Raw genomic sequence first — 20638 nt, 5'->3', positions numbered from 1 at the left:
TTGAGGATCACGAATTCCTGATTGAGTTCGGCCTGCACCTCGTCCGGCGTCATGCGCTTGGTCGAAGTGGCCCGACCTCGTCCGCGCGCGCGCGGAACGTTCTTGGTCGGGATCCACAGGTATTTTCTGCCGGCAACTGGACGGATAGTCGCCCCACGTACGAAGCTGTCGACGATCTCCGGAGCGTTCGACCAGATGTAACCAGAGGGCGTTATGCTCTCGCGGCGCTCGGGATAGACCCGGTCCCGCCAAGTGTTCGCGAGGCGCGTGCCCAACCCGTTCGAAGTGATCTGTTCGCGCAGTTCGGCGACCGTCGGCTTGGTCGTTTCACGCATTGCTGCGGTTGCCGCCTTGGCGATGCCGCCCTCGACATCCGACATCAGGGCGGAGAAGTCGGGGATGCCGATATCGATTTGCATATCAGGTTGCGGTCGCGCCGCAGGTCCAGCCGATCCGCTCGAGGTCGAGCACCGGGTCTCCGAACAGCGTGAAGACGTCGCCGCCGGTGACCTGGCCGTCGACTATCTCGCCGCCGATCACGACGAAATCGCCGGGCTGCGGAAACTCAACGTCGGACCGCCGCAGTTCCAAAATGGTGCCGGCGTTGTCGATGACGCGGCCTTGCCCGAACCCGGTATCGCGATCTGGCGCGCTGCGGATCACACGGATATTGACCGGCACACCGTCCGCCGGCTGGAACACGGCCGCGGCCGATCCTGGCGCCATGAACAGGGCGTCGAGAGCAAGGCCGAACGGGTCCATATCAGTCGATTTTCGCCGCACGGTGCGCGCGGATTGCGGCGATGATGTCGTCCTTGCGGCTGGCGCCGGTCAGGTCGACAGTTTCGAGCGCGGCAAGCGCCTTGAGGTCGTCGACGAGCATCGCATCCAGGCCATCGCCGACCGGCTCCGCGTCGTCATGATGGTCTCCCTCAGCGTCCTCGGCATCGCCGGCGAGCACACCCGCAAGCGCGAGGCGGCTGGCCTCCTTATTCGACACGGTGATCGCGCCCTCGTGGGGATGGCGGATTTCTCCCGCCACGATCGTCGGGCCGAAGATGGTGATCTTCTTCATGGGGAATCGCTCCAGACAATGGGCGGGCGACGTGTCGCGCACGCCGCCCGCCAGTTTCCACCGGGTTAAGGGGAGGAAACCCCGGTGGGTTAGGCTGCGATCTGGCCGGTCAGCTTCACACGGCCGGTCGCATCTGCGGAGGCCGCAGCCTGCGTGAATGCGCCGATCAGGACGGTACCGCTGGCGCTGGTCGTCACCACAAACGCGGTGTTGTCCCAGTACGCCTTGGCGCCGGCGGTGACTGCGCCTGCTGCCTTGGGGAGGTCGAAAACCTCTTCCGTTACGCCGACGACGGGCGTGCCGATCGCTGCCGCAGCCGAGGCGACGGCGAAGATTGCGCCGACGAGGAACCCTTCGCCGCTGAGCAGCGCGCGAGGGGCGGTGAGGGTGAGGTTTTCACCCTTCTGCACGTAGTTCTTCATGATGCGTCTCCCTGTCCGGGCTCAGCGCTGCCGAGCCGGGACGGTTGGGGTTCAGGCCGCGCGGGCGGCGCGGATGGCCGCGACCATCGCGGGCTTGGTGGTGGCAGTGCCGAGAGCGATGCCCTCGTCCTGCGCCAGCGACTTGAGCTCTTCGGCCTTCAGGGCGTCGAGCCCATCGTCCTCAAGCTCGTCTTCCTCGCCGGGAAGGTCTTCGGGGTCGCCGTCGAGGCGCCCCGAGTCCTTCAGCTGTTCCGCCTCGACGTCCGAGACGGTGAGCGCGCCCTCAACGGGGTAGCGCACGGCTCCGGCGATAACCGCCGGGCCGATCAGGTTCACGATCTTCATCGTCTATCCTTTCGGTTTGGCTCAGTTGCCGGGGTTGCGGTAGAAACCGCGGAAGTCGATCGTCGCGGCGCCAACATCGAGACGAGCCTTCGTCTTGATGCCATCGACATCGAAGCCGGCCTGCGTCTCGATGAAGACGCCTTCCTGACCTTCGAGGTGCGAGAGTTCGATCGTGTCGATCGCGCTGGGATCGGCGATCAGATACCAGCTGTTGTCGATGATCCGCGGCTCGACGATCAGCTGCAGCTTGCCAGCGAACGGATTCACGTTCGACGTCTGCTGAGCGGTGACGGTGGTCAGGAACTGCTCCGCCTCCGTCTGCTTGCCCGGGCCGACGACCAGGAATACCGGGCGCACGGTGATGAACCCACCTTCCGCCGACTTCTGCTGGGCCATCGCGGTGCGGCCTGCGGTGACCGATGCGACGGTGATCGCCGCGCCGGTGCCGAGGTTGCCGTGCTGCGCCGAGAAGAGCGCGTAACCGTCGCCCATCGTCGGGTTGCTGATGATGATACCCCAGACGAGATCGCTCTCGAGGTCTCGCGCCTTGAACCCGAACTGGGTCGGGATGCGCGAGAAGAGGCGCTTGTCATCGTTGATCAGCGCCTGGCGGGTGATCGCGATGATGCGCCCGTAGGTCTGCAGACGATAGCTCATGCCGGTGTCGGACATCGCGCCGTAGGTGAACTCGGCGTTTTCGCGAACGAGCAGCAGCGAAGGGGCATCGCCCAAGCCGATGATGTTCGTGTCCTTGAAGTCCGGCAGTGTGCCGCGCGTGACGATCGGGCCGAAGGTCTGCGGCGCGATGTCGTATGCGGCTCGAACGCGCTTGCCGGCTGCATTGGACAGTGCATTGGCAAAGTCGCTGGTCGTGTGAGCGCCGTAGCGCAGACCGAGGGCGGCGCCCGCGATCTCCAGTTTATTGCCGCCGAACACACCGATGCCGGTACGCGTGCAATAATCACGCGCCATTTCCATCATCGACATCCCGCGGAACTCGCGGGCGGCTGCGGCGTCCGCTTCGGGGACCGTTGCGTTTGGGTCGGCCCGCAGGATCACGGCCGCCTCGATCGCGCGGCGATAGCCGTCGTTCTCGGTGCCGCTACGGCCGGCGCGGGCGTCGATCGTCGGAAGTGCGCGCGCTTCGATCAAGCGATCGGAGATCGCGCGCTCGAAGTCGATGGCGGTCAGGGGCGTCGCTTCGTTGCGGACGATCAGTTCGCGGGCGAAGGTATCGCCGAGATCCGCCGAGCGGCCGCAGCGCTCGAAGATGACCGTTGCGGTGACGGTTGGTGCGGACCGGTTTTCGATGACGGGCGCCGGCGACGGATCGGCGACGGGCTGGACGACCGGCGCGGGATCAGCCGCCGGCACGATCACGGGATCGGGCATTGTGTTCTCCGTATTGGGAGCGGCGGCGCCGCGGATGGTGCAGGGGTGATCGCCGCCCTGCGCGGCACTCCGCTGACGCACTTGCGCCGCGGCATCGAAGGGCACCGTGACGAACGAGAGCTCGACAGGCTCCCAGTCCGTCGCCAGCATGTGGGGATACTCACCCTCACGCTCGGTGCGTTGAAACTCGAATACGTTGTAGGACACGCTCAGCGAGCGAATGTGCCCGTCGATGATCTTGGCGACGGTATCGGCGACATCGGGGGTGCGCGCGAGGCGGACCCGGCAAAGGCCCTCGCCGTTTTCGATCCGGACGGTGCCCGGAACGACCGAGCCGAGCACGCTGCTGAGGCTGTAGGTGCTGTGGCTGTCTAGCAGGCACGCGCCAGCGTTGAGACGACCGAGGCGCACCGCGCCTGCGTCCATCGACAGCTCTTCGGTGTAATAGCCTCCGTCGAGCCAGTCGAAGCGGAGGCCAGCCGCGCCGATCGACCAGACGACCTCGATCGAATTGTCTTCCTCCTGATACGACGCGGGCCGGACGTCGGCCGCGCGCAGCATCGTCGGAGCATTGACGGCGCGCGTTTCCAGCGCGGGTGCGGGATCGGGCATCAGCTGTTTCCTTGTGCGGGGGCGGTCTCGCCGCCAGCGGCTTGGTTGGCCGTGAAGGGATCGCCCTTGTAGAAGAGCCCTTGCCCCTGCTGTTTTGTCAGATCGGCCTTCGTCTCGGCCATGAAGGTATCGTGATCGATCCCGCGCGAGTTCAGCAGGCTGCGGCGATTTTCCAGACCAGCCTGCATTTCTAGAATGTCAGCCTTCGCATCACCTTCGCGGTCGATCGATTTGCGCGGGGGCGGGGTCCAGCGCATCTCGTAAGACGGCGTTCTGGTTTTCCCGAACTCGTATGCTGCTTGGCAGAACCATTCCCATACGCGATCAAGCAAGACCGGGATGATCGTGTTGAACTGGCGCTCTTCGTTCGTCGCATCGAACTCCAACGCGCCGGCGCGGTACGACGAGAAGTTGACGTTCGACAGATCACCAGTCTGATGCTCGTAGGTTACGCCCACGCCCGCGGCGGTCGCCAGCAGGTTGGCCTTCAGCGCGTCGTTCAAGCCGCCGGCGGGTTTCGGATCTGCGAACTGCACATCTTCACCCGGCGCCAACGTGGTCATGGTGCCGGGCTCGAAATACTCAGCCGGTGGAAGATCGTCGCCGCGCGACTGGATCTGGCCGAACGGCTCATCGACCCAGTCGGGATTGATGCGGCGGAACCCGACGAAACAGGACTCGATCTTGCGCCGCACGAGGTCCGCCTCGAGCGCCTCGTCGATGTCGCCGAGCTTCTTGATGACGGACTCGAATACCGATCGTCCGCGCTTCTGGCCTGCCTCTTCCTGCTCGTAGAGGTGAATGACGTCCTCTGCGGGGATACGGAACGACGGTCGGCTGCGCCGGTAATCGGCTCGGGCAGGATAGAACCAGTAGCCGGTGACGATGCCCTCGACGCTGTACTCTATTCCCTCTTCGATGTTCTCGCCGACCTTGGACGTGTCGAGAAGGCCACCATCGAGAACGTCGATGCGTAGCGGGATTACCTTGCCATCTTTCACGTATCGCCGGACGATGAAGCTGTCGCCTTCGCGGAACATCGTGCGGGTCGCGAGCGCCTGCTGGCCGTAGAAGTTAAGCCGGCCCCGGTAATCGCTGACCTTGGTCCACTCGGTCCAAAGGTTCTGGAGCGCCTTGGGGCCCTTCGGTGCGCCGGTGATGCCCCAGCCGATCGTTCCGTTCAGCAGCGCCCGGATCGCCTTGCGGCCATACGGATTCTGATAGGCCAGCCGCAGCAGGGTTGCGCGATCGACCAACCGCGACGGGCGGGCATCGTTGGGTTCGCCGGTGTTCACGCCGAAGTTAGGATTGTCTTCGCGCAGACGGCGCATGTTCTCTGCGGCGCGGCTGACCTGATCGAACTGCACCCGCGCGAGCGCCCGTTTTGTAGCGTAGCGCGGCGCCACGGCCGCGATGGTCCGCTCGATAAGGTTCATTATCGACGGATCCGGCCGACGGTCGTGCGACGATGGGGCTGGCTCTGCGATGCCGCAGCGGCGAGCTCTGCCTTTACGTCAGCGCGCAGCGCGCGAACCTCGGCCAGGGAATGAAACTCGGTGCTCCGCCCATCTGCGAAGATGACCTTGCGCACGCCGGTGAGCATGGCCGAATCGAGCTTGTCGAGATCGGATTGCTGGAACGCCATTAGCGCCTCCTGGTCGTAAACGGGTTCGGCTTCCGTGTCGGAGCCGTCTTGGCGGCCGGGGCCGCGGACTTCGTTACCGTCTTGGAGCCGCCCGGCTTGGGCAGCCGGGAGGCTGGCACTGTCGGCTTGGGCGGCACGACGATCTCGACGGGCCGCTCATTCTCGCCGCGCACCTTTGCCCAGTGCGCTTCGGTCCAGCGGTCGACGCCGAGCGAGAATGCGACCGCGCGGGCATAGACCGCGTTATCGAGCGCCTCGTTTCGATCTCGTGTCTTGTGCCATTCGTTGCGGAAGCCACCGTTTCGGAGCCGGATTATCCGGAGCTCTTCGGCGACCAACTGCTTGATCCATTCGTCGGGCGTGCCGTCGGGCAAATACACGTAGCCGTCTGGATACGCCTCGCCGTCGACCGGCTTTTCCAGTTCAAGCAGCCCGAACAACTCGCGCTTCAGCATTGACGTGCCGATATTCCACAGCCTGACGCCGCGCTTCATTTTTCGGCCGTTGACGGTGACATCCTGCCAGCTCGGTGAGCCGATCGGCTGGTTTGCGGTGATGGCGTGCCGACCTTTGACCGCCATCGCGAAGCCCGGATGACGCCGAGCCCAGCTGTAAACTTCCATGGTGCTATCACCGTCGCCGGAATCGATGGCGACCCTAGCAAGACGAAGTGATCGCCCATCCTCGGTTATCCAGTCGCGCGCCACTTGCTCGTCGAGCTTCTTCCAGGTCGCCTTGTCCGAAATGGAGCCGAAGACTTCGATCCGCTCCACGAACTCACGGCGTCGCCCGGGGCCGAACGCCCAGATGTCCATGTCTATGCGACCGCCGCCGCCGCGCTGGACGTCAGCGGCACCTATAAGCAGACCGGCCTTCGCCGACGGGGTGCCGAGCCGCATGGACTTCTCCCGGCGATCGTACAGGCGCTGCCATTCTGGCGCTTCGCCGCGCTCTGCCCATGCCTCGCCGAGAACCTGGTTCACCCAAGTGCGCAGGAGGTTGGGGTCTTTACGGACCTCCATAAACTCGCGCGCGATCTCCAGCCACGCGGCGCCGGGGTGCTGGCTATACGCCGCCCAGATGTGGAAGGAGCGATGCCGGGGAAACGCGATCGCGTTGTGAGCTCGCCACTCGCCGTTCTCGTCCATCCAAGGCTTCTCGGCCTCGTCGATCTCACAGCCCTGCTCGCACTGATACCAAGCGCGCGTCGGATGCTCCTTCGGTTCCCATCTGATTCCTGCGCCAGTGCCGTCGCCGAACACCAGCGTTTGAACGTGTCCGCAATGCGGGCAGGGGACGTATCGGAATTCCTGACTGCCCTGTTCGAACAAGGCGTCGATCCGACTGAAGCCTTTCACCTTCGGCGTCGAACCGGCAGCGCTGAAGCGCCGCGGCGATGTCAGGTTGCGCTTAAAGGCGAGGCGGGCGGGGTCGCCCTCTTCCTTGGTTGCCCAGGGGTATCCGTCGCACTCTTCAAGAAACACGTCGTCCGCGGTGACGCGGCGAAACTCTTTCGGGCTGTTAGCGCCCTTGATCTGGATCCAGCCGCCTTTGTACCGCTTGGCCCTGATCTGGTTGTCGGCGTGCCGCGGCTTAAACGTCGCGACCTTCCGCACGACGGCCCATTGCAGGACCGGGTCGAGATCGTCCCGGCTGAACTTCTCCGCGTCATCGATCGTGGGCTGATAGATCAGCGTCCGCGCGGGATCGTGAGCGATGCGCCACGCGACGAAGCACTGCAGGATCGTCGAGTAGCCAATGCGGCTGCTCTTTCGGACCGATAGCTGCGACGTCTCGGGATCGGTGAACGCATCTGCGATATCCGCCTGAAACGGGAATGGCCGGATCCTCGCCCCGTCATCGGAACGGGCGTGCTCGGTCATGAACTTGGAAAGCGGGGGCCGATCGCGCGGCTTGCATGCCGCCAACCAACCCTGCGCGAGCGCTACACCGTGAGCGCCGGGGGCGCTGTACGGTTCAGTTACCTCCGTCGTCGTCGGGCTCGTCGTCATCAAAGCCCCCGCCGCGCGCCTCTTCGATCCGGGCCATGCTCAAGTCGGTGAGGACGTTGTTGATCTCGGTATCGATCCGAGCGCGGAGTTTGACGTCGCCTTTGCTGACGCGGGAACCGACCTGCTGAAGCTGGGCGACGATCATGACGATCACACCGGCACCTGCGGCAACCATGTCTGGCAGAGAAGCAAGCTCGCGCCTGCGCTCCGCGTTATCCATTGCCTTCGCGTCGGCCTGCTCTTTCGCCAGGCGCGCGCGCTCATCCTCGAGGTTCAGGCCATCCGCATTGTCGCCTGCCTTGCCGACGCGGAAGTTGACGAAGGCCTCGACGTACTGCTCGGCGGTTTCGCCGGGACGGGGAAAATCCCCCGCCTGCATACGATCGCGAACCCAGCTGTCGGACATGCCGACGAGCCATGCGACGTCAGCGCGCGTCAGGGTGACAGTGTCTAGACTTGAAATTGCCGCCTCCCGTTATTTGCGAACGGCGGAAAACTGCCAAAAACTATACTTAGGCGGCGGCACTTAGGACGATCTCGCGCCTAGAAACTTTCCGCGCCTTTGCCCCCCGTATACACCGGGAGGCCCGGAAGGACCCAAGGGGGTCGTCCCACGATGTGGGATGACTGGGTCGAGGCCGGTCGATGCACCTCGAAAATCACCTCAGGTGAGAGGGTTAGCTCTCACGGTTTGAATACTCGGGGCGCTCAGCGCCCCCGCACGGCTGCCCGTAGGTCGATCGCGGCTTGCTCAGCCTGCTCGATCAGGCGCTCGCTGCGGCCCTGGTGACGTGACCCTGAGGCCATATCCTCGGCGATACGCAGTACGCGCATGCCGATAGCTTCGACGACCTCAGCTGTGGTGCTGCGCACGTGTACGGAGGAGACGGGCTGCGTCGATGCCATGGTGCCTCCGTCATGGTCTGGCCTTATCGGGTCGGTCGGGTCCGCACGGGGGAGCAGACCCGACCGGGACAGGGAGGTTTGCACCTGCGCTGTCCGACTGAGCGCTTGGCGTACCGCTATGCCCGTGAGCAGCGGCGCCATACGACCAGAATAGTGGCGCATGGGAGGCAGGGGCATGGCTGCCATCCTCCCGATACTTCCGGACTCTCGCCGGCTGCGCCCGTAGGCTCTACGTCATGTGGCTCAGATACGACAAAGCCCGCACGATGGCGGGCTAAGCGAGCGCACAACGTGCACAATGACTACCTGCCGGAAATGTACCGAGCCGTCAAGCGATTGCTCTCAGCCCATCGAGGGCGAGGGTGAGGGTGGCATAGTCCCGAGCGCTGGCCTGAGCCTTGGCACGATGGGCGGTGATGATGCTGTCCAGCCAGGCGGGGCCCTGATCGGGGTTCGGGTCAATGACCAGCTGATCGAATGCGCGGCGCACCGCACGGTTGCGGCCGCACCGATCGAGGACGTCGAGGGTGGTGAGCAGCGAGGCCTCACGCATCCGGTCGCGTTCGTCCCGGTCCTCTTGGCTCATGGGCTCGCCAATCGCGTCCTGCGGCTGAAAGCGTGCTAAGCTATCCGGGGTGAGGGTGACGCCCAGCGTTGCCCAGTATCGCCGGGCCACACTACGCCCGGCGTTAAGCAGGTCCTCGGCTTCCTGCCCTGAGCCGAGCAGGCCGGTGATGTAGGCGCGGCCGATCGCGTCGCAGGTGTGCGTCTCCTGCTTGCCGCGGCGGGTCGCATCAGGCGTGGCTTCACCGACATCGTTGGCTGGTAGCCCGAACTCTGCGCGACGCCGCGCGACGCCCAGACACGGGCCGACGTTCACCGGCGCGCGATCACGCTTGCGACCCGACGCAGACCGAGCGCCCTTAGGCTGGCCCTTGCTCAGCTTCCCCTTCATGCGGCCCATCGTCCTACCCCTTGCTCTTATAGATATGTGTCATGCTGCCATCTGCTCGGGAGGCTGCTCGATTTGGCCGAGTGCTTCGTCGACCTGGTCCTGCGTGATGAAGCCGGCCTTCACGCCCATGCTAATGAACTCGGGCTTCAGCGCGCGGATCTGGTCCGCGGTGATCGGCGGGGCTTCGGTGGTCACCTCGCGCCGCCCGGTCCGCATGATCGCGCGCGCGCGGCGGATCGCGGACTCTTCCGGGCTGACCCACTTCGCCATACGCTCCTTCAGCTGGTGCACGGTCGGCATCCAGTCGAGCTCGTCGAGGCAGCGCCGGCAGGCATAGGCGAGTGCGCGCTCGTCGTAGCCAGCCAGCATGGTCTTGTAGGCGTTCAGCTTCAGGTTGCCGGTGAGCTCGTCCGTCGCTTGGCTTGGCAACGCCGCAGACAGGCCGCCCAGCGACTGCCGGATGCAACGCTCGTCAGCGGGCTGGGCAATCGCAATGGCACGGGCGACGGGCTCGATCAGCGCGATGTCCTGCTCGCTAAATACGGCGGCGGGCTCAAACGCTCTGCCGAGCACGGTCATCACGTTCGGCGTCAATGATGGCATTGAGGAAACCGTTGTTGCCGCGTCGTTGCTGATCAGGTCGTTGGCCATTGCGGAGTGCCCTTTCGATGAAACTGGTTGGATCGATCGCGCCTTCGCGCTGCGCTGCGCCGAGAGCGGCGATCACTGAGGGGGTGCCGTGGTCTCGCTTCCACTTGCCGAGTAGCTGCCGCGCCTTCGGTTCGAGGACGCCGGCGCGGGCCATCAGCGAGATACCCCCGTCGAACATGACCTTGTCCGGATCGACGATGACGGGCAGGGCGGGCGCTTCGGCGCCGGAAGCGTCAGCTTCCGAACCTATGTCTCCCTGTCCCTGTCCCTCTCTCTTTCCCTTGGTGACGTTGTCGCGAGGGACGAAGTCGTCTGTCCCGAGGGACACAAAGGGGACAGACGCGGGATGGTTGAGGGACAGCCAATCGCCGAACAGGGGACGAGGTTCGCGCTCAGAGGGTGTTACGCCTGCGCGGTCGTTCCGCTTCTTGATCGTCGCGCATTCGGTCCGGTAGCGCTGGCGAAGCTTGCCGTCCCAGCCCGCCATGACCTGCTCGGCGATCACTGGGTGATATAGGCGCCCGTCATCGCATGTCACGAACCCCCGGAGCGCGTCGCGCCGATGTTTGCGGAAGGTGCGAAGGTCGCGCCCCAGGCCGCATAGCTTCGTCAGGACCGCGTCATTGTCGGGCAGCGATCCGGCTGGCAACTGATGCCACGCGGCAGCCCAGAGCAGCACCGCATACCAGCACCCCTCCGGATCGCCTTCTGCGGCGAGGTCGCTGTCCCGCAGGCGCGCGACGTGCAGGGGCATGAACGGGAAGTCCTGAAGGTCCGCGTCGGGTGGCGTCAGGGGGGCTGGCTGGGTCACTGCGCGGCGTCCTCAATGGAAAGATGTTGCCGGGTTTCGGAAAGAGATTTCCGGCCGTTCCAGACGAAAGGCATCTGCTCGGCGCCCTCAGGCAGGATCCAGAGGTGTCGCATGTTGGCGACGTTCACGATCAGGCGCTCGGGCGGGAACACCTCGATCGCGACCCGGTCCGGATACCCAGCCTCAGCCTTCAATCGTTGCAGGTCGTCCCATGTGATGTCCTCGCGGAATCTGTTCTGTCGCTCGTCCCATTCGGTGCGGTTGACCGACAGACGCAGCATTTCGCCCTCGCCGAACACCTGTACGAGGAAGCCGCGCGACCGGAGCACATCGACACGGATAGATCCCTCGGACGCGATTGCAGGCCAGTCGGCGCTGGGCACTGGCGCCAGTCCGACCGGCCACGCGAGATTGTCGCGCTTCATCCGTCGCAACTGCGATGCCGTCGGCTTCATGACCGCGCCTCTGCGCGCAGCTTGGCGGCATGCTGGATCATTGCCGCGGCGCGCGCGTCGAGCGCATCAGCCGCCGCGCGCAAGTCTTCGCATGAGACGCCGCGCTCGGAGTCTGTCTTCTTGCGCAGGCTGCGTGGCTGGATGCCCAAGGCGTCGGCGAGAGCCTTGGCGCTACCGAGCAGCACGCCAGCCTGCATCAGTCCGACCATGCGAGGGACGGACAGGATATGAGACGTATGGGCCGCTTTAGCGGTTCGCCTAGCAGCCAGCCGCTTGGCCCTGTCCTCTGCTTCTTGCCGCCGCCGCGCATCCCCCCGTGCGCGCATCGCCGCGTCTAGATCGGCGACGGTCGATAGATGAGCCGGTTTAGCGGACCTGCTAAGGGTTTCGGCCTGCATGTCAGAGCATCCCCGATGCGACGCCGCCGAGCGTGTGCGCTGGGCCGGCAGTACGGAAGTCGGGCGCATCCATGACCGCGGCACCGGCGGCGATCCGCGCCATCTGGCGTTCGAAGGTGTCGGGCTCCGCTTTCGCCCGGCGCTTGCTGGCGGCGATGTCCTGCTCGACCATCCGTCGCGCCTCGGTCGCACCATACTCGCTGCGTAGCTTCTGGTATTCGGCCAGCCGATCGGCGGGGCACCATGAGAGGCGCTTGTCGACGCGGGCGCGGTGGTGCGCAGACCAGTCATAGTCGCCGCGGGCGTGGAATGCCCGGAAGGACGCCGCGCCCAACTCCCTACGGCGCGCCGCGAGCTCGGGGTTCTCGGCCAACTGCTTCAGGGCGGCGTCGCTCATCGCCTTTCGGGCAGCAGGATTGGCGTAACGAGCCTTCAAGGCCGCGCTGCGCTTCGCCCTGATCTCAGGCGTCCGGTTCATCGTGCGCGTCGCGGCATCGCGTCGGGCGGCATAGGCCGGGTCCGCATGCATGATCCGCATCGCGCATGGCTTGCAGCGACCACTCTTGCTGTATTTGCCGATCGTGCCCGGGCAGTCGGAGCAGGTGCGGATCATGCTGCGATCCCCAGAGCAGGCCGCGCTGACGCGATGCGCCGGTCGGCGATCGCCGCATATTCGGGGTTCAGTTCGATGAGGGTCGACGCGAAGCCTAGCGACTCGGCGACCAGGCCAACGGTTCCAGCACCGCCGAACGGATCGAGGACATGGCCTGGCACCCGAGGGAAGGTGGCGCAGATGGGGCCGCATCCCTCCACCGCGCCGCAGCAGCCGCAGACGGTCGGTGGTACGCCAGCCTTAACGCAGCGCTCGGCGAGCGCCGGGGGGAACGTCGCGAAGTGGGCATCGCGAAAAGCTCGAGGCGCGATACGCCATACGTTACGCGCATTGCGGGTTTCGCCGGGCATGTTGCAGAGCGCCGCGTCGAAGCTGGCGTTGTTCTTGATCCCCGAACCGGGCGCCGCGGTCTTTCGCGATACCGGTACGCGATCGACGTTGATCCGGGAGTTAGGCCCGATCGCTTTTGCGGATCCACGGACGACCGCTTTCATAGGCCGGTCAGCGCGTGAGCCGCCATTGGCTCGCAGCGATCCGGCCTGAGCAGCTACGTCCTGCGAGGCTCGCGCATGCGTGTTAGGGCTGCACTGCTCCCGGATCGCTTCATGGTTGTAGAAGTAGTCCTCACCCTTGGTGAGCAACCAGATCTTCTCATGCGCCGACGTGGGGCGGTCGTAGACCGATTCCGGCATCGGATTCGGCTTATGCCAGATAATCTCCGACCGAACGTACCACCCGTCCTCCTGGAGAGCGATCGCGAGCCGGTTCGGGATCATGCACAGATCCTTGGGCTTCAGCACCCCGCCGACGGTCGAGAATGGCTTATCGCGAAACGCGCGGTCGTCAGTGCCATCGGCCTTGTAAGCTGCGGCTGACTTACCGTTCGGCGCGGCGGCGTAGCAGTCGCCGTAGTTAAGCCAGACGGTACCGTGCATCTTGAGCACGCGTCGGACTTCCCGCATCACGTCGACGATCACCTCGAGATGTTCGCCCAGCGTTGGCTCGAGCCCGATCTGACCTTCGACGCCGTAATCGCGGAGGCCCCAGTATGGGGGCGACGTTACGACGCAATCGACCGACTGCGACGGAAGCAGCCGCAGCTGCTCGCGCACGTCACCGATCATGATCCGGCTTTCGGCCGCCAGCCGCAAAGAACCGTCCGCAGAACCGGGCTCAACCGGCGCTGCGCTATTGAGCGCTGTCATCGTTAGTCTCCGGATATTACAACAGGTTAATCGGTTTCGAGGAACGCCATGGCGGCATCCATCGCGGCTAAAACTTCCATCTGCTCGCGGATCTCGCGCCGAATTTCGCGCGCATCCGACCGGCTGACGTGGTTGTCGGCAAGAGCGCGGCAAACCGCCTGAGAGACGTCGCCACCTTCCTTGGCATGTCGACCGATCAGGCTGAGCAGTTCCGCGCTGGTCGCTGGGACCTCGGGCAGCTTGACGAGCACGAAGCCCATCGTCGCAGCCAGGGCGCGTGTGACGTGGGGCCAGCCGTCGCGATCGCGCGCCAGCGGCTCGAGGTCGGCGATCACGTCGAGGGCCACGAAGCTCTCCGGCTTGTTCACCGACTGGTTATCGCCCAGCGCGGACTTGCCGACGCGGCAGAAGCCCGATGCAGCCTCCAAGCCACCGACGCCCTTGAGCATCTCGCCCGTGGCGCGCTTCAGGTTCAGCTTCTCCGGGGTCACGCTACGTCACCCGCCGGAAATCTCGGCGAGGGTTCCGCATGACGGACAACCCGGTCGCGGCGCATATGATCGCCATGACGTGCAACCCCATCCATGCCACCCTGATCTTCCCAGACCTGGCGACCGTAGCGGTGTGTGTTGCGGGTGTTGACGAAGATGGACGCCGCGATCGTAGCGGCAATGCCGAACAGGAACGCCAGCGCCGCGGCAACGACCGACGTGCCCGCCAGCATCGACAGGACCACGACGAACGCCAGCAGCATCACCAGCAGGACGACGAAGAGAACAGCACCACGCATCAAACGGCCTTTCGATCAGGAGAAGAACCCGCCCCACCAAAGGAGCGAGATGCAGATGGCTGCGGAAATAAGAGCGGTGCCGAGGTCGTAAGTCCCGGTGCGCGGCTGGCCGTTCTTGCTGGCGTGAAGACACACCGAGAGGAAGAACAGCGCGAGGTAGATGCCCTGAGGCCAACCGAGGTTCATGCTGCTTTCCGATCACGAGAGGGGCAGTCGGGCGAGAGGCAGGCGCGCACGGCGCCCTCGCCGACCTGGTTGCAGCGCGTGCAGTGGCGAACAACCACCGCCGGCACTTCGGCGTACTCAGGCTCGCTGACCGCAAACCCGGCAACGCACTTGCCGTTGAGCAGCATCACGACCGATGGCGCCGCCGAGACGCGCGCGCTCATCTCGAAGGGAAGGGTGAGCAGCATCTATGCCGCTTTCTTCTGTTCTATCGGGGTGGCCGGAACGCCGAACGGAAAGACCACGTCGTGCGCGGTGATGATGTGCCCTGCATTACGCACCTTCTCAATCACCATCGGTTGCTTGGTTGACGGAATGCGCCGCGCCGTCTTCCAGCTTTGGACCGTTGATGGCGGCTCGCCGATCATGTCAGCTACTGCGCGAGTGCCGCCGAGCCGGGCGAAAAGGTCTGTATCGCTGGTCATGGGAGCATGATGTACGAAATAGTCGCACGTAACGCAACGACTATTTCGCGCATACAAGATGCGAATTTTTCGCTTTGTAACGAAATGCCCAACGCAGCACTCGACCTCAAGGCGCTCCGCAATCGGACCGTCCCCAAGATCGCATCACGCACGGTCGCCGACGAGCTCGGCATACCGCAATCGACCTATGCGTCGATGGAAGACCCCGCCAAAAACAAGAAGCCGTTCCTGTCTCTGCAGATCGCGAAGCAGCTAGCGCCAATATTTGCGGCGCGAGGCGTTAGCGAAGCGGACACTCTACGGCTAGCTGGTGTCACAGGCGAGCTAACCGAGCAGTTTCGGACCTCGAAGGTCGAACCACCTCTCAACGTAGACGATGATGAGTGGGTCGCGGTCACTGGTTCCGTCCAGGCGGGCATATGGCGAGAGCAGTCCGACTGGAGCAGCGCAGAGCGTTACGACGTGAAATTTGGGCCGTCAGTTAGACCCGGCGCTGATCGGTTCGGCCTACGGATGGAAGGTCTGTCAATGAACAAGACGATCCTACCCGGATCAGACCTTGAGTGCTACCGGATAGGCAGGGGCGGTATCAACGCTGTCCCAGGGACCTTGGTCATTGTCGCGCGCAACGCACACGACCTGGTCGAACTGACGTGCAAGCGGCTGGACATGGTCGACGATGAATGGGTGCTACGCTGCGAGAGCACCGAGCCAGAGTTTCAGGACCTTATCCCGATTGGGAAGCCTGACGAAGGCATGTTCACGGACGAAGAGATACGCGTGGTCGGTATCGTCGCTTCTGCGAAACAGGATTTGGCGCCGCCGGGCTTCGGGACGAGGCGCTACCGACACGTGTAAGTGTGCGAAATAGTCGTTGACGTGTACGAACTAATCGCACATAGGTAACCCAACAGGCCATCCCGGCTTGTTGGGAGACGATCGTGGCCGAGCAGGCTTCTTCAGATTGGATCGAGTGCGACGGCTCCGGGTGTCCGGTGTCGGATCTCGCGCGGGTTCAGGTGCAGTTTCGTGCCGACCGCGATCGCAAAACCGCCGAGCGCAACTCGGGGCCTGAGGGCAACACTGCCCACGTCTATTCGGACAGCTGGACCTATCCGGCGACCTCTGAATCCCCCGTCGACATCGTTGCATGCCGGGTGGTCGCATGAGGCCCCCGAAGAGCGCCTTTCGTAAGATCAAGCCGAAGCGCGCCGGTCGCCCTGAGTGGAAGCGCGCTGAAGATTTCGGCCTGTTCCTTCGCGGACTTCCCTGCGCCTGTCTCGGAAAGAACCTCTGGTGCTCGGGGCCGGTTCAGGCCGCGCACGTCGACCATGCAGGGAAGGGCACGCGCGACGCGAAGGGTGCCTCGACGAAGGTCGCTGACCGTTTCATGCTGCCGCTGTCGCTCGAGTGTCACCGCCAACAGACGGACGTCATAGGCTGGCCAGAATTCGAGAAGACGCTGCCGATGAAAGACGCGGAAGCGCTGTCCGGCATCTACTGGACCGAGTTTCTTGCAACGCCCAAGGGCCGCGATTGGCTACGGCAAGCGGCAGAGCGTGGCGATAGCGTGAGCGTCGCAGCATGACCGCGCGCACCATCAAATCATGCGACGAGGACCTCGACCAGGTCCTGTACGACCTCGATGGCCACCTTCACCTGCTCAGCATCGCCGAGCACGAAGAGAAGCGGATCCACTCGACCAGCGGGCCCCTCAAGGACTTCGCGCTCGCCAAGGCACGCGCCGACAATATTCGGACCCAGATCAGCTACGGCGCGCGCAAGCTCGGGCTGTCGCACTACGAGGTCCGCGTGCTCGGAGTCGCGCATGAGGTGCTCAAGAAGCGGATGGGCCGGCGCCCGAACATCGAGCAGTTGCACAACGCGGTCGAGATCGTCGCGCACACGAACGCCTGCGCCGCCCACGAGGCTGAGATCCTCCGCATCGAGGCTGAATACGCGGAGCGCTTGGCAAAGCGTGACGAGCGCAGCGCGGCTGGCGCGATCGCGTATCTGAGGAAGGTGGCATGAAATCGCCCGTAGAACGCGTCATGGGCGCTGTCATCGGCCGTCAGCCAGCCACGTTCCTCATCACGCCGTCAAAGCCGCGGCCAGCCTGGTACGGCACGATCGAGGGCGGCGAGAAGACGGGCTTCGGTGGTCACAGCATCATCGGGGGGCAGCGGTTCACGAACGAGCAGGCGCGGGAGTGCATCAGCCGCGGGCTGGACGTGCTGACCGCCCCGGCAATGACGGTGCGCCGCAATGTCGGCATGCTCGAGCTCTTCCTGGGCACGCGCGGGATACCGCCGGTCTACGAGTTCCAGTGCCCGATCATTCGCAAGCTGGCTGACGGCCGGGTCCGCGTCATTGCCCCCAGCGGTGCCGAGAAGATCGTCGAGGGCGATGGCTGGACGTCGCCCGCCCGGTCGCGGCGACGTGCGGCATGATGCGCCCGCTTCCCCCGGTCCCCGACCTCTACGGTCGCGCGGATCCCGAAACCCTCACCGAGCTCATGCTCGCAATCCTCAATCGAAAGGCCCTTCCATGACCTGGCATATCGCCATGCACGCCCTTGGCTGGGCCTCGCTGATCACGATCGCGGGCGTCTCGCTGGCGATCATCGCAGATTCCCTCGTGCCGAACCGGCGTCGCATCTGGGACACCGCCTGCGGGCGCCCCTGGCCGATCGCGCGGCACCCAACTTCCCCGACTGCCTCGGTCCTGCCCCTCAGGACTCGTCACCAGCTGCGCACCGTCGAGGCCGACGCCCAGCCAACCCATGAGGCCGCGTGATGGGCAGCCAGTATCGACGGGTCGAGATCGCCCCGGGTCATTCGCTGTTGGCGAACCTGGCGCCCGGCACGCCCACGGACGGCGACCGCGTCTTGGTCAGCGTGCGCGGCCGCGGTCGCATGTACGTGCCCGCAGCGCGCTGGAACGCAGCCGAGGTGCATCGTGGCTGACGTCGCCGACATGGCGAACGACGTGGCGCAGGCCGCGCTCGACCGCAACATCCGCGCCGCGGGTGCGCCCATCGCCATCGGTGCGCCCGGCGAATGTCGCGAGTGCGGCAACGATAGCCCGCGCCTCGTCATGGGCCGCTGCGCTCCCTGCCGTGAACCTAAGAAGGGATATGCCCGTGGTTGATCAAGCCCCCGACGTCACGCGCGAAGACGCGCTGGTCTTCGCCGACGAGGCCTTTCGAAATCGCGACATCAGTTTCAGCGGCAGCGACGTGGTCGACATGACCGCCGCGCTCGGCAGTTTTCTAGCTCGTCGCCTTCCTTGCAAGTCGGGCGAAGGTGCGGGGGAGAGCGTTCGCGATGCGGCGACGAAGCTGCTGGCGGCGGTTGATACGCGCAACATGCGCGGTCGCGACCATGTGCCGTCGATGCGTGACGAACAGACTGCCCGCGCACGGATGGCTAAGGCGCTCGCTCTCACTCCCGATGCCACCCAGACGCGAGAAGCGGAGTTCCTTGCGGGGTTCGACGCGGCAACGAAACTGCTCGATGATAGCTTTGCGCTCGCTGACCCTAAGTGGCCCGAACATCGCCGCGCCGCCCTCAACGCCCGAGGTGGGGCATGAGCGGGGGCAAATGGGCGTGGTGGGCTGGCCGCGACTGCGAAGAGTTTACCCTCGCCGGACCATGCCTGACGCGCGAAGACGCCATCGACGAGGCCTACGGCAGCACCGATCCCGGCGACACGATCTACCTCGTCGAAGCTATCGCGGACGATGAGGTCGACGAGATGACGGGCATGTATCCGTTCGTCGCGCAACGTAATTCCAGCCACGTCATCCGTGACGAGGACAAGGAGCCCTCCGCATGACCCCCAATCCCAACCCGAGCCCCGAGTTGAACACCGATCTAGCCGTAGCGAACGGCCGCGCGTGTGCCGAAGACCACCGCCCTCTGCAGACCAGCAATCCGTACCGCTCGGGATCGCGCAACCATGCTGCGTTCATACGGGGCGATGAGGCCAAGGCTAACGATTGCGGAGGTTCGGCATGACCGAAGCAAATTTCGACGAGGCGGGGGCTGTTGCAGACGTGGCGGCTAAGCTGACGGATGCGCAGCGGGCGGCGTTGCTCGCGGCGTTTCGTTTCATCGATACGCAGGCAGGTATCCTCAACGGCATGCCAAACGAGCCGAGCGGGGACATCGTCGATGACCCTGACGAGATTGCCCTGACGCTTTCTGGCGCATTCGGCATCCCGTTCGATGAATGCTGGCCTGAGAACCTTGCCCAGAACCTTGAGCAGGGGGCGGCGGCATCATGAGCGCGGCACCGTATTGGCCGCGCATGCTCAAGCGATCGACGGCCGCCCAGTATTGCGAGCTCACCCCGCAGCAGTTCGATGCCGAGGTCTATGCTGGCCGCCTGCCGATGTCGGTAGCTATGGCCGGCGGGCCGCGGTGGGACCGCGCCGCCCTGGACACGAGCCTCGACGAGATGTCGGGCGGGAGCAACGACTGGCGCAAGGATCAACCGGGGCTGCGCAGTGCCGCATGATCTCCCCAAATACGTGAAGAGGGTTCGTTCCAAGGGGCGCGAGTACCTGTACTTCGACACCGGCAAGGTGGTCGACGGGAAGCGCCTGATGACGCGCCTGCCGCCGCTTCGGTCGATGGAATTTGGAGGCAGCTACGCCGCGCTGATGGGCCACCGGAATCGCAAGACGAGGTCTGCGCTGATGACTGTTCCGGTGCTGGTTGATCTGTACCAGCGCGGAGCGGCCTATGGCGCGCTGGCGACCGCATCGCGCAAGCTCTACGACATCTACCTGCGACGACTGGAGAAGGCGCTGCCGACCGCGCCTGTCACCGGCATCACCCGCGGCGACATGCGCACTCTGCTGGACAAGATGGCGGTAACGCCAGGCGCGGCGAACGCATTCCTCCGTACGAGTGGCGCGCTGTTCGCTTGGGCCGTCGAGCGCGAGCATATCGCGAAGAATCCATGCGACGGTATCGCGCCGATGGCAGGAGGCGAGCACGAGCCATGGCCCGCCGGCGTGCTGCGCGCAGGCTTGGCCGCGGAGGACGCCGCCGTGCGTCTGCTCGTGAACCTGCTCTATTACACGGCGCAGCGGCTCGGCGACGTGCTTGGGATGCAATGGTCGGACGTCGAGGACGATCGGATCACGGTCGTCCAGGACAAGACCAAGAAGCCGATGAAGATCCCGATCCACAGCGCGCTCAAGGCTGAACTGGCAACGCGATCGCAAAGCGAGGGGCCGATCTGCCTGACGATCCACGGCAAGCCGATGCGCGATGACAACGCCCGCAAGATCCTGAAAGCGTTCTCAGCATCCGCCGGAGCGCCGAGCGTGCCGCACGGCCTGCGCAAGAACGCGGTGATCGCGTTACTCGAGGCGGGCTGTTCCGCTGCGCAGACCGCCGCCGTCAGCGGTCAATCGCTTCTCATGGTCGAGCATTACGCGAAGCAACGAGATCAATCAGCCCTCGCCGACGCGGCTATGCTGCGTTGGGAGAACAGAACGTAGACTTACAAACAGTGGAAAACTCCGCTCGCGACTCACGCATTTCCGCCATCTCGGGTTATCTGTAAATTAACCCGACACGGCAGAACTCTGCGCTTCTGACGCGAGAATACCGGAAAACCTCCGCTGTTTCCACCGAGACAAAGGGTGTGAAATGGAAAACCGTCAGAGCGTCATTCCAGTTAATTT

36 protein-coding genes are annotated in these 20638 nt (G+C 64.7%); 13 read left to right on the top strand and 23 right to left on the bottom strand.

Annotated features, from left to right (window positions below; all coding sequences use genetic code 11):
- The 23 genes from O6Y00_RS21920 to O6Y00_RS21810 form a co-directional block, all read right to left on the bottom strand.
- Positions 1–419, bottom strand: a 419-nt coding sequence (locus tag O6Y00_RS21920; protein WP_353444622.1) for a DUF6441 family protein, incomplete at its 3' end; no start/stop codon positions are given.
- A gap of 1 nt (position 420) precedes the next feature.
- Positions 421–762 (bottom strand): head-tail joining protein, encoded by a 342-nt coding sequence (locus O6Y00_RS21915; RefSeq protein WP_435368665.1) that lies wholly within the window; start codon positions 760–762, stop codon positions 421–423.
- Between the two features lies 1 nt (position 763).
- Positions 764–1075 carry a hypothetical protein gene (locus tag O6Y00_RS21910; RefSeq protein WP_353444620.1) on the bottom strand — a complete coding sequence of 104 codons (312 nt, stop codon included), beginning with the start codon at positions 1073–1075 and terminating at the stop codon, positions 764–766.
- 89 nt (positions 1076–1164) lie between these two features.
- A complete protein-coding gene (locus O6Y00_RS21905) occupies positions 1165–1497 on the bottom strand; it encodes a DUF2190 family protein (RefSeq protein WP_353444619.1) in 333 nt (110 codons plus the stop codon).
- A 51-nt stretch (positions 1498–1548) separates the two neighbouring features.
- Complete coding sequence (locus tag O6Y00_RS21900; protein WP_353444618.1) at positions 1549–1842, bottom strand: hypothetical protein; 294 nt, start codon at positions 1840–1842, stop codon at positions 1549–1551.
- 21 nt (positions 1843–1863) lie between these two features.
- The gene (locus O6Y00_RS21895; RefSeq protein ID WP_353444617.1) at positions 1864–3846 is read right to left on the bottom strand and encodes a prohead protease/major capsid protein fusion protein; all 1983 of its coding nucleotides are present in this window, start codon (positions 3844–3846) and stop codon (positions 1864–1866) included.
- Entirely contained in the window at positions 3846–5282 is a 1437-nt protein-coding gene (locus O6Y00_RS21890; RefSeq protein ID WP_353444616.1) for a phage portal protein, read from the bottom strand. Before O6Y00_RS21890 ends, O6Y00_RS21895 begins: the two co-directional genes overlap by 1 nt.
- A complete protein-coding gene (locus tag O6Y00_RS21885) occupies positions 5282–5491 on the bottom strand; it encodes a phage head-tail joining protein (protein WP_353444615.1) in 210 nt (69 codons plus the stop codon). Before O6Y00_RS21885 ends, O6Y00_RS21890 begins: the two co-directional genes overlap by 1 nt.
- Positions 5491–7419, bottom strand: a complete 1929-nt coding sequence (locus O6Y00_RS21880) for a phage terminase large subunit family protein (RefSeq protein ID WP_353444623.1) — start codon at positions 7417–7419, stop codon at positions 5491–5493. Before O6Y00_RS21880 ends, O6Y00_RS21885 begins: the two co-directional genes overlap by 1 nt.
- Before the next feature lie 49 nt (positions 7420–7468).
- Positions 7469–7909 (bottom strand): terminase, encoded by a 441-nt coding sequence (locus O6Y00_RS21875; protein ID WP_353444614.1) that lies wholly within the window; start codon positions 7907–7909, stop codon positions 7469–7471.
- 302 nt (positions 7910–8211) lie between these two features.
- Positions 8212–8409, bottom strand: a complete 198-nt coding sequence (locus O6Y00_RS21870; protein ID WP_353444613.1) for a hypothetical protein — start codon at positions 8407–8409, stop codon at positions 8212–8214.
- A gap of 328 nt (positions 8410–8737) precedes the next feature.
- Complete coding sequence (locus O6Y00_RS21865) at positions 8738–9373, bottom strand: hypothetical protein (RefSeq protein WP_353444612.1); 636 nt, start codon at positions 9371–9373, stop codon at positions 8738–8740.
- A 30-nt stretch (positions 9374–9403) separates the two neighbouring features.
- Positions 9404–9943 (bottom strand): hypothetical protein, encoded by a 540-nt coding sequence (locus O6Y00_RS21860; protein ID WP_353444611.1) that lies wholly within the window; start codon positions 9941–9943, stop codon positions 9404–9406.
- On the bottom strand, positions 9918–10826 hold the full coding sequence (locus O6Y00_RS21855; RefSeq protein ID WP_353444610.1) for a DUF1376 domain-containing protein: 909 nt from the start codon (positions 10824–10826) through the stop codon (positions 9918–9920). The genes O6Y00_RS21860 and O6Y00_RS21855 overlap by 26 nt, the downstream gene beginning before the upstream one ends.
- Positions 10823–11281 (bottom strand): DUF7694 domain-containing protein, encoded by a 459-nt coding sequence (locus tag O6Y00_RS21850; protein WP_353444609.1) that lies wholly within the window; start codon positions 11279–11281, stop codon positions 10823–10825. Before O6Y00_RS21850 ends, O6Y00_RS21855 begins: the two co-directional genes overlap by 4 nt.
- A complete protein-coding gene (locus O6Y00_RS21845; protein WP_353444608.1) occupies positions 11278–11490 on the bottom strand; it encodes a hypothetical protein in 213 nt (70 codons plus the stop codon). Before O6Y00_RS21845 ends, O6Y00_RS21850 begins: the two co-directional genes overlap by 4 nt.
- Before the next feature lie 190 nt (positions 11491–11680).
- Entirely contained in the window at positions 11681–12292 is a 612-nt protein-coding gene (locus tag O6Y00_RS21840; protein ID WP_353444607.1) for a hypothetical protein, read from the bottom strand.
- Positions 12289–13497 carry a DNA-methyltransferase gene (locus O6Y00_RS21835; protein WP_353444605.1) on the bottom strand — a complete coding sequence of 403 codons (1209 nt, stop codon included), beginning with the start codon at positions 13495–13497 and terminating at the stop codon, positions 12289–12291. The genes O6Y00_RS21840 and O6Y00_RS21835 overlap by 4 nt, the downstream gene beginning before the upstream one ends.
- A gap of 26 nt (positions 13498–13523) precedes the next feature.
- Entirely contained in the window at positions 13524–13988 is a 465-nt protein-coding gene (locus O6Y00_RS21830; RefSeq protein WP_353444604.1) for a phage regulatory CII family protein, read from the bottom strand.
- Positions 13985–14287: a hypothetical protein gene (locus O6Y00_RS21825; RefSeq protein WP_353444602.1), complete on the bottom strand. Its 303-nt coding sequence runs from the start codon at positions 14285–14287 to the stop codon at positions 13985–13987. The genes O6Y00_RS21830 and O6Y00_RS21825 overlap by 4 nt, the downstream gene beginning before the upstream one ends.
- 15 nt (positions 14288–14302) lie before the next feature.
- Positions 14303–14473, bottom strand: a complete 171-nt coding sequence (locus tag O6Y00_RS21820; RefSeq protein ID WP_353444601.1) for a hypothetical protein — start codon at positions 14471–14473, stop codon at positions 14303–14305.
- Positions 14470–14700 (bottom strand): hypothetical protein, encoded by a 231-nt coding sequence (locus O6Y00_RS21815; RefSeq protein WP_353444600.1) that lies wholly within the window; start codon positions 14698–14700, stop codon positions 14470–14472. Before O6Y00_RS21815 ends, O6Y00_RS21820 begins: the two co-directional genes overlap by 4 nt.
- Positions 14701–14937, bottom strand: coding sequence for a carph-isopro domain-containing protein (locus tag O6Y00_RS21810; RefSeq protein WP_353444599.1), 237 nt, complete (start codon positions 14935–14937; stop codon positions 14701–14703).
- Between the two features lie 84 nt (positions 14938–15021).
- On the opposite strand from O6Y00_RS21810, the gene O6Y00_RS21805 reads away from it, so the two are divergent.
- The 13 genes from O6Y00_RS21805 (at position 15022) to O6Y00_RS21745 (ending at position 20452) form a co-directional block, all read left to right on the top strand.
- On the top strand, positions 15022–15795 hold the full coding sequence (locus tag O6Y00_RS21805) for a S24 family peptidase (protein ID WP_353444598.1): 774 nt from the start codon (positions 15022–15024) through the stop codon (positions 15793–15795).
- 83 nt (positions 15796–15878) lie between these two features.
- Positions 15879–16106, top strand: a complete 228-nt coding sequence (locus O6Y00_RS21800; RefSeq protein WP_353444597.1) for a hypothetical protein — start codon at positions 15879–15881, stop codon at positions 16104–16106.
- Complete coding sequence (locus O6Y00_RS21795) at positions 16088–16525, top strand: hypothetical protein (RefSeq protein ID WP_353444596.1); 438 nt, start codon at positions 16088–16090, stop codon at positions 16523–16525. Before O6Y00_RS21800 ends, O6Y00_RS21795 begins: the two co-directional genes overlap by 19 nt.
- Entirely contained in the window at positions 16522–16968 is a 447-nt protein-coding gene (locus O6Y00_RS21790) for a hypothetical protein (RefSeq protein WP_353444595.1), read from the top strand. The genes O6Y00_RS21795 and O6Y00_RS21790 overlap by 4 nt, the downstream gene beginning before the upstream one ends.
- A complete protein-coding gene (locus O6Y00_RS21785; RefSeq protein ID WP_353444593.1) occupies positions 16965–17387 on the top strand; it encodes a hypothetical protein in 423 nt (140 codons plus the stop codon). The genes O6Y00_RS21790 and O6Y00_RS21785 overlap by 4 nt, the downstream gene beginning before the upstream one ends.
- A gap of 97 nt (positions 17388–17484) precedes the next feature.
- Complete coding sequence (locus O6Y00_RS21780; protein WP_353444592.1) at positions 17485–17733, top strand: hypothetical protein; 249 nt, start codon at positions 17485–17487, stop codon at positions 17731–17733.
- Positions 17733–17903: a hypothetical protein gene (locus tag O6Y00_RS21775; protein WP_353444591.1), complete on the top strand. Its 171-nt coding sequence runs from the start codon at positions 17733–17735 to the stop codon at positions 17901–17903. The genes O6Y00_RS21780 and O6Y00_RS21775 overlap by 1 nt, the downstream gene beginning before the upstream one ends.
- Positions 17896–18087: a conjugal transfer protein TraR gene (locus O6Y00_RS21770; RefSeq protein ID WP_353444590.1), complete on the top strand. Its 192-nt coding sequence runs from the start codon at positions 17896–17898 to the stop codon at positions 18085–18087. Before O6Y00_RS21775 ends, O6Y00_RS21770 begins: the two co-directional genes overlap by 8 nt.
- Positions 18080–18529, top strand: a complete 450-nt coding sequence (locus tag O6Y00_RS21765; protein WP_353444589.1) for a hypothetical protein — start codon at positions 18080–18082, stop codon at positions 18527–18529. The genes O6Y00_RS21770 and O6Y00_RS21765 overlap by 8 nt, the downstream gene beginning before the upstream one ends.
- A complete protein-coding gene (locus O6Y00_RS21760) occupies positions 18526–18774 on the top strand; it encodes a hypothetical protein (protein WP_353444588.1) in 249 nt (82 codons plus the stop codon). The genes O6Y00_RS21765 and O6Y00_RS21760 overlap by 4 nt, the downstream gene beginning before the upstream one ends.
- Before the next feature lie 178 nt (positions 18775–18952).
- The gene (locus tag O6Y00_RS21755; RefSeq protein ID WP_353444587.1) at positions 18953–19225 is read left to right on the top strand and encodes a hypothetical protein; all 273 of its coding nucleotides are present in this window, start codon (positions 18953–18955) and stop codon (positions 19223–19225) included.
- Positions 19222–19458, top strand: coding sequence for a hypothetical protein (locus O6Y00_RS21750; RefSeq protein ID WP_353444586.1), 237 nt, complete (start codon positions 19222–19224; stop codon positions 19456–19458). Before O6Y00_RS21755 ends, O6Y00_RS21750 begins: the two co-directional genes overlap by 4 nt.
- Before the next feature lie 13 nt (positions 19459–19471).
- A complete protein-coding gene (locus O6Y00_RS21745) occupies positions 19472–20452 on the top strand; it encodes a site-specific integrase (protein ID WP_353444585.1) in 981 nt (326 codons plus the stop codon).
- Positions 20453–20638 lie beyond the last annotated feature (186 nt).

The organism is Sphingomonas faeni (assembly GCF_040407565.1).
GTDB lineage: Bacteria > Pseudomonadota > Alphaproteobacteria > Sphingomonadales > Sphingomonadaceae > Sphingomonas > Sphingomonas faeni_F.
The sequence above is the reverse complement of the archived record's forward strand: the minus strand, read 5'-3'. Positions and strand labels throughout refer to the sequence as shown.

What these genes read in the sequence shown, in the direction of transcription:
- O6Y00_RS21915 (WP_435368665.1), bottom strand. Translation starts at nt 762, where the DNA reads ATGGACCCGTTCGGCCTTGCTCTCGACGCCCTGTTCATGGCGCCAGGA.
- O6Y00_RS21910 (WP_353444620.1), bottom strand. Translation starts at nt 1,075, where the DNA reads ATGAAGAAGATCACCATCTTCGGCCCGACGATCGTGGCGGGAGAAATC.
- O6Y00_RS21905 (WP_353444619.1), bottom strand. Translation starts at nt 1,497, where the DNA reads ATGAAGAACTACGTGCAGAAGGGTGAAAACCTCACCCTCACCGCCCCT.
- O6Y00_RS21900 (WP_353444618.1), bottom strand. Translation starts at nt 1,842, where the DNA reads ATGAAGATCGTGAACCTGATCGGCCCGGCGGTTATCGCCGGAGCCGTG.
- O6Y00_RS21895 (WP_353444617.1), bottom strand. Translation starts at nt 3,846, where the DNA reads ATGCCCGATCCCGCACCCGCGCTGGAAACGCGCGCCGTCAATGCTCCG.
- O6Y00_RS21890 (WP_353444616.1), bottom strand. Translation starts at nt 5,282, where the DNA reads ATGAACCTTATCGAGCGGACCATCGCGGCCGTGGCGCCGCGCTACGCT.
- O6Y00_RS21885 (WP_353444615.1), bottom strand. Translation starts at nt 5,491, where the DNA reads ATGGCGTTCCAGCAATCCGATCTCGACAAGCTCGATTCGGCCATGCTC.
- O6Y00_RS21875 (WP_353444614.1), bottom strand. Translation starts at nt 7,909, where the DNA reads ATGTCCGACAGCTGGGTTCGCGATCGTATGCAGGCGGGGGATTTTCCC.
- O6Y00_RS21870 (WP_353444613.1), bottom strand. Translation starts at nt 8,409, where the DNA reads ATGGCATCGACGCAGCCCGTCTCCTCCGTACACGTGCGCAGCACCACA.
- O6Y00_RS21865 (WP_353444612.1), bottom strand. Translation starts at nt 9,373, where the DNA reads ATGGGCCGCATGAAGGGGAAGCTGAGCAAGGGCCAGCCTAAGGGCGCT.
- O6Y00_RS21860 (WP_353444611.1), bottom strand. Translation starts at nt 9,943, where the DNA reads ATGACCGTGCTCGGCAGAGCGTTTGAGCCCGCCGCCGTATTTAGCGAG.
- O6Y00_RS21850 (WP_353444609.1), bottom strand. Translation starts at nt 11,281, where the DNA reads ATGAAGCCGACGGCATCGCAGTTGCGACGGATGAAGCGCGACAATCTC.
- O6Y00_RS21845 (WP_353444608.1), bottom strand. Translation starts at nt 11,490, where the DNA reads ATGGTCGGACTGATGCAGGCTGGCGTGCTGCTCGGTAGCGCCAAGGCT.
- O6Y00_RS21840 (WP_353444607.1), bottom strand. Translation starts at nt 12,292, where the DNA reads ATGATCCGCACCTGCTCCGACTGCCCGGGCACGATCGGCAAATACAGC.
- O6Y00_RS21835 (WP_353444605.1), bottom strand. Translation starts at nt 13,497, where the DNA reads ATGACAGCGCTCAATAGCGCAGCGCCGGTTGAGCCCGGTTCTGCGGAC.
- O6Y00_RS21825 (WP_353444602.1), bottom strand. Translation starts at nt 14,287, where the DNA reads ATGCGTGGTGCTGTTCTCTTCGTCGTCCTGCTGGTGATGCTGCTGGCG.
- O6Y00_RS21820 (WP_353444601.1), bottom strand. Translation starts at nt 14,473, where the DNA reads ATGAACCTCGGTTGGCCTCAGGGCATCTACCTCGCGCTGTTCTTCCTC.
- O6Y00_RS21815 (WP_353444600.1), bottom strand. Translation starts at nt 14,700, where the DNA reads ATGCTGCTCACCCTTCCCTTCGAGATGAGCGCGCGCGTCTCGGCGGCG.
- O6Y00_RS21810 (WP_353444599.1), bottom strand. Translation starts at nt 14,937, where the DNA reads ATGACCAGCGATACAGACCTTTTCGCCCGGCTCGGCGGCACTCGCGCA.
- O6Y00_RS21805 (WP_353444598.1), top strand. Translation starts at nt 15,022, where the DNA reads ATGCCCAACGCAGCACTCGACCTCAAGGCGCTCCGCAATCGGACCGTC.
- O6Y00_RS21795 (WP_353444596.1), top strand. Translation starts at nt 16,088, where the DNA reads ATGCCGGGTGGTCGCATGAGGCCCCCGAAGAGCGCCTTTCGTAAGATC.
- O6Y00_RS21790 (WP_353444595.1), top strand. Translation starts at nt 16,522, where the DNA reads ATGACCGCGCGCACCATCAAATCATGCGACGAGGACCTCGACCAGGTC.
- O6Y00_RS21785 (WP_353444593.1), top strand. Translation starts at nt 16,965, where the DNA reads ATGAAATCGCCCGTAGAACGCGTCATGGGCGCTGTCATCGGCCGTCAG.
- O6Y00_RS21780 (WP_353444592.1), top strand. Translation starts at nt 17,485, where the DNA reads ATGACCTGGCATATCGCCATGCACGCCCTTGGCTGGGCCTCGCTGATC.
- O6Y00_RS21775 (WP_353444591.1), top strand. Translation starts at nt 17,733, where the DNA reads ATGGGCAGCCAGTATCGACGGGTCGAGATCGCCCCGGGTCATTCGCTG.
- O6Y00_RS21760 (WP_353444588.1), top strand. Translation starts at nt 18,526, where the DNA reads ATGAGCGGGGGCAAATGGGCGTGGTGGGCTGGCCGCGACTGCGAAGAG.
- O6Y00_RS21755 (WP_353444587.1), top strand. Translation starts at nt 18,953, where the DNA reads ATGACCGAAGCAAATTTCGACGAGGCGGGGGCTGTTGCAGACGTGGCG.
- O6Y00_RS21750 (WP_353444586.1), top strand. Translation starts at nt 19,222, where the DNA reads ATGAGCGCGGCACCGTATTGGCCGCGCATGCTCAAGCGATCGACGGCC.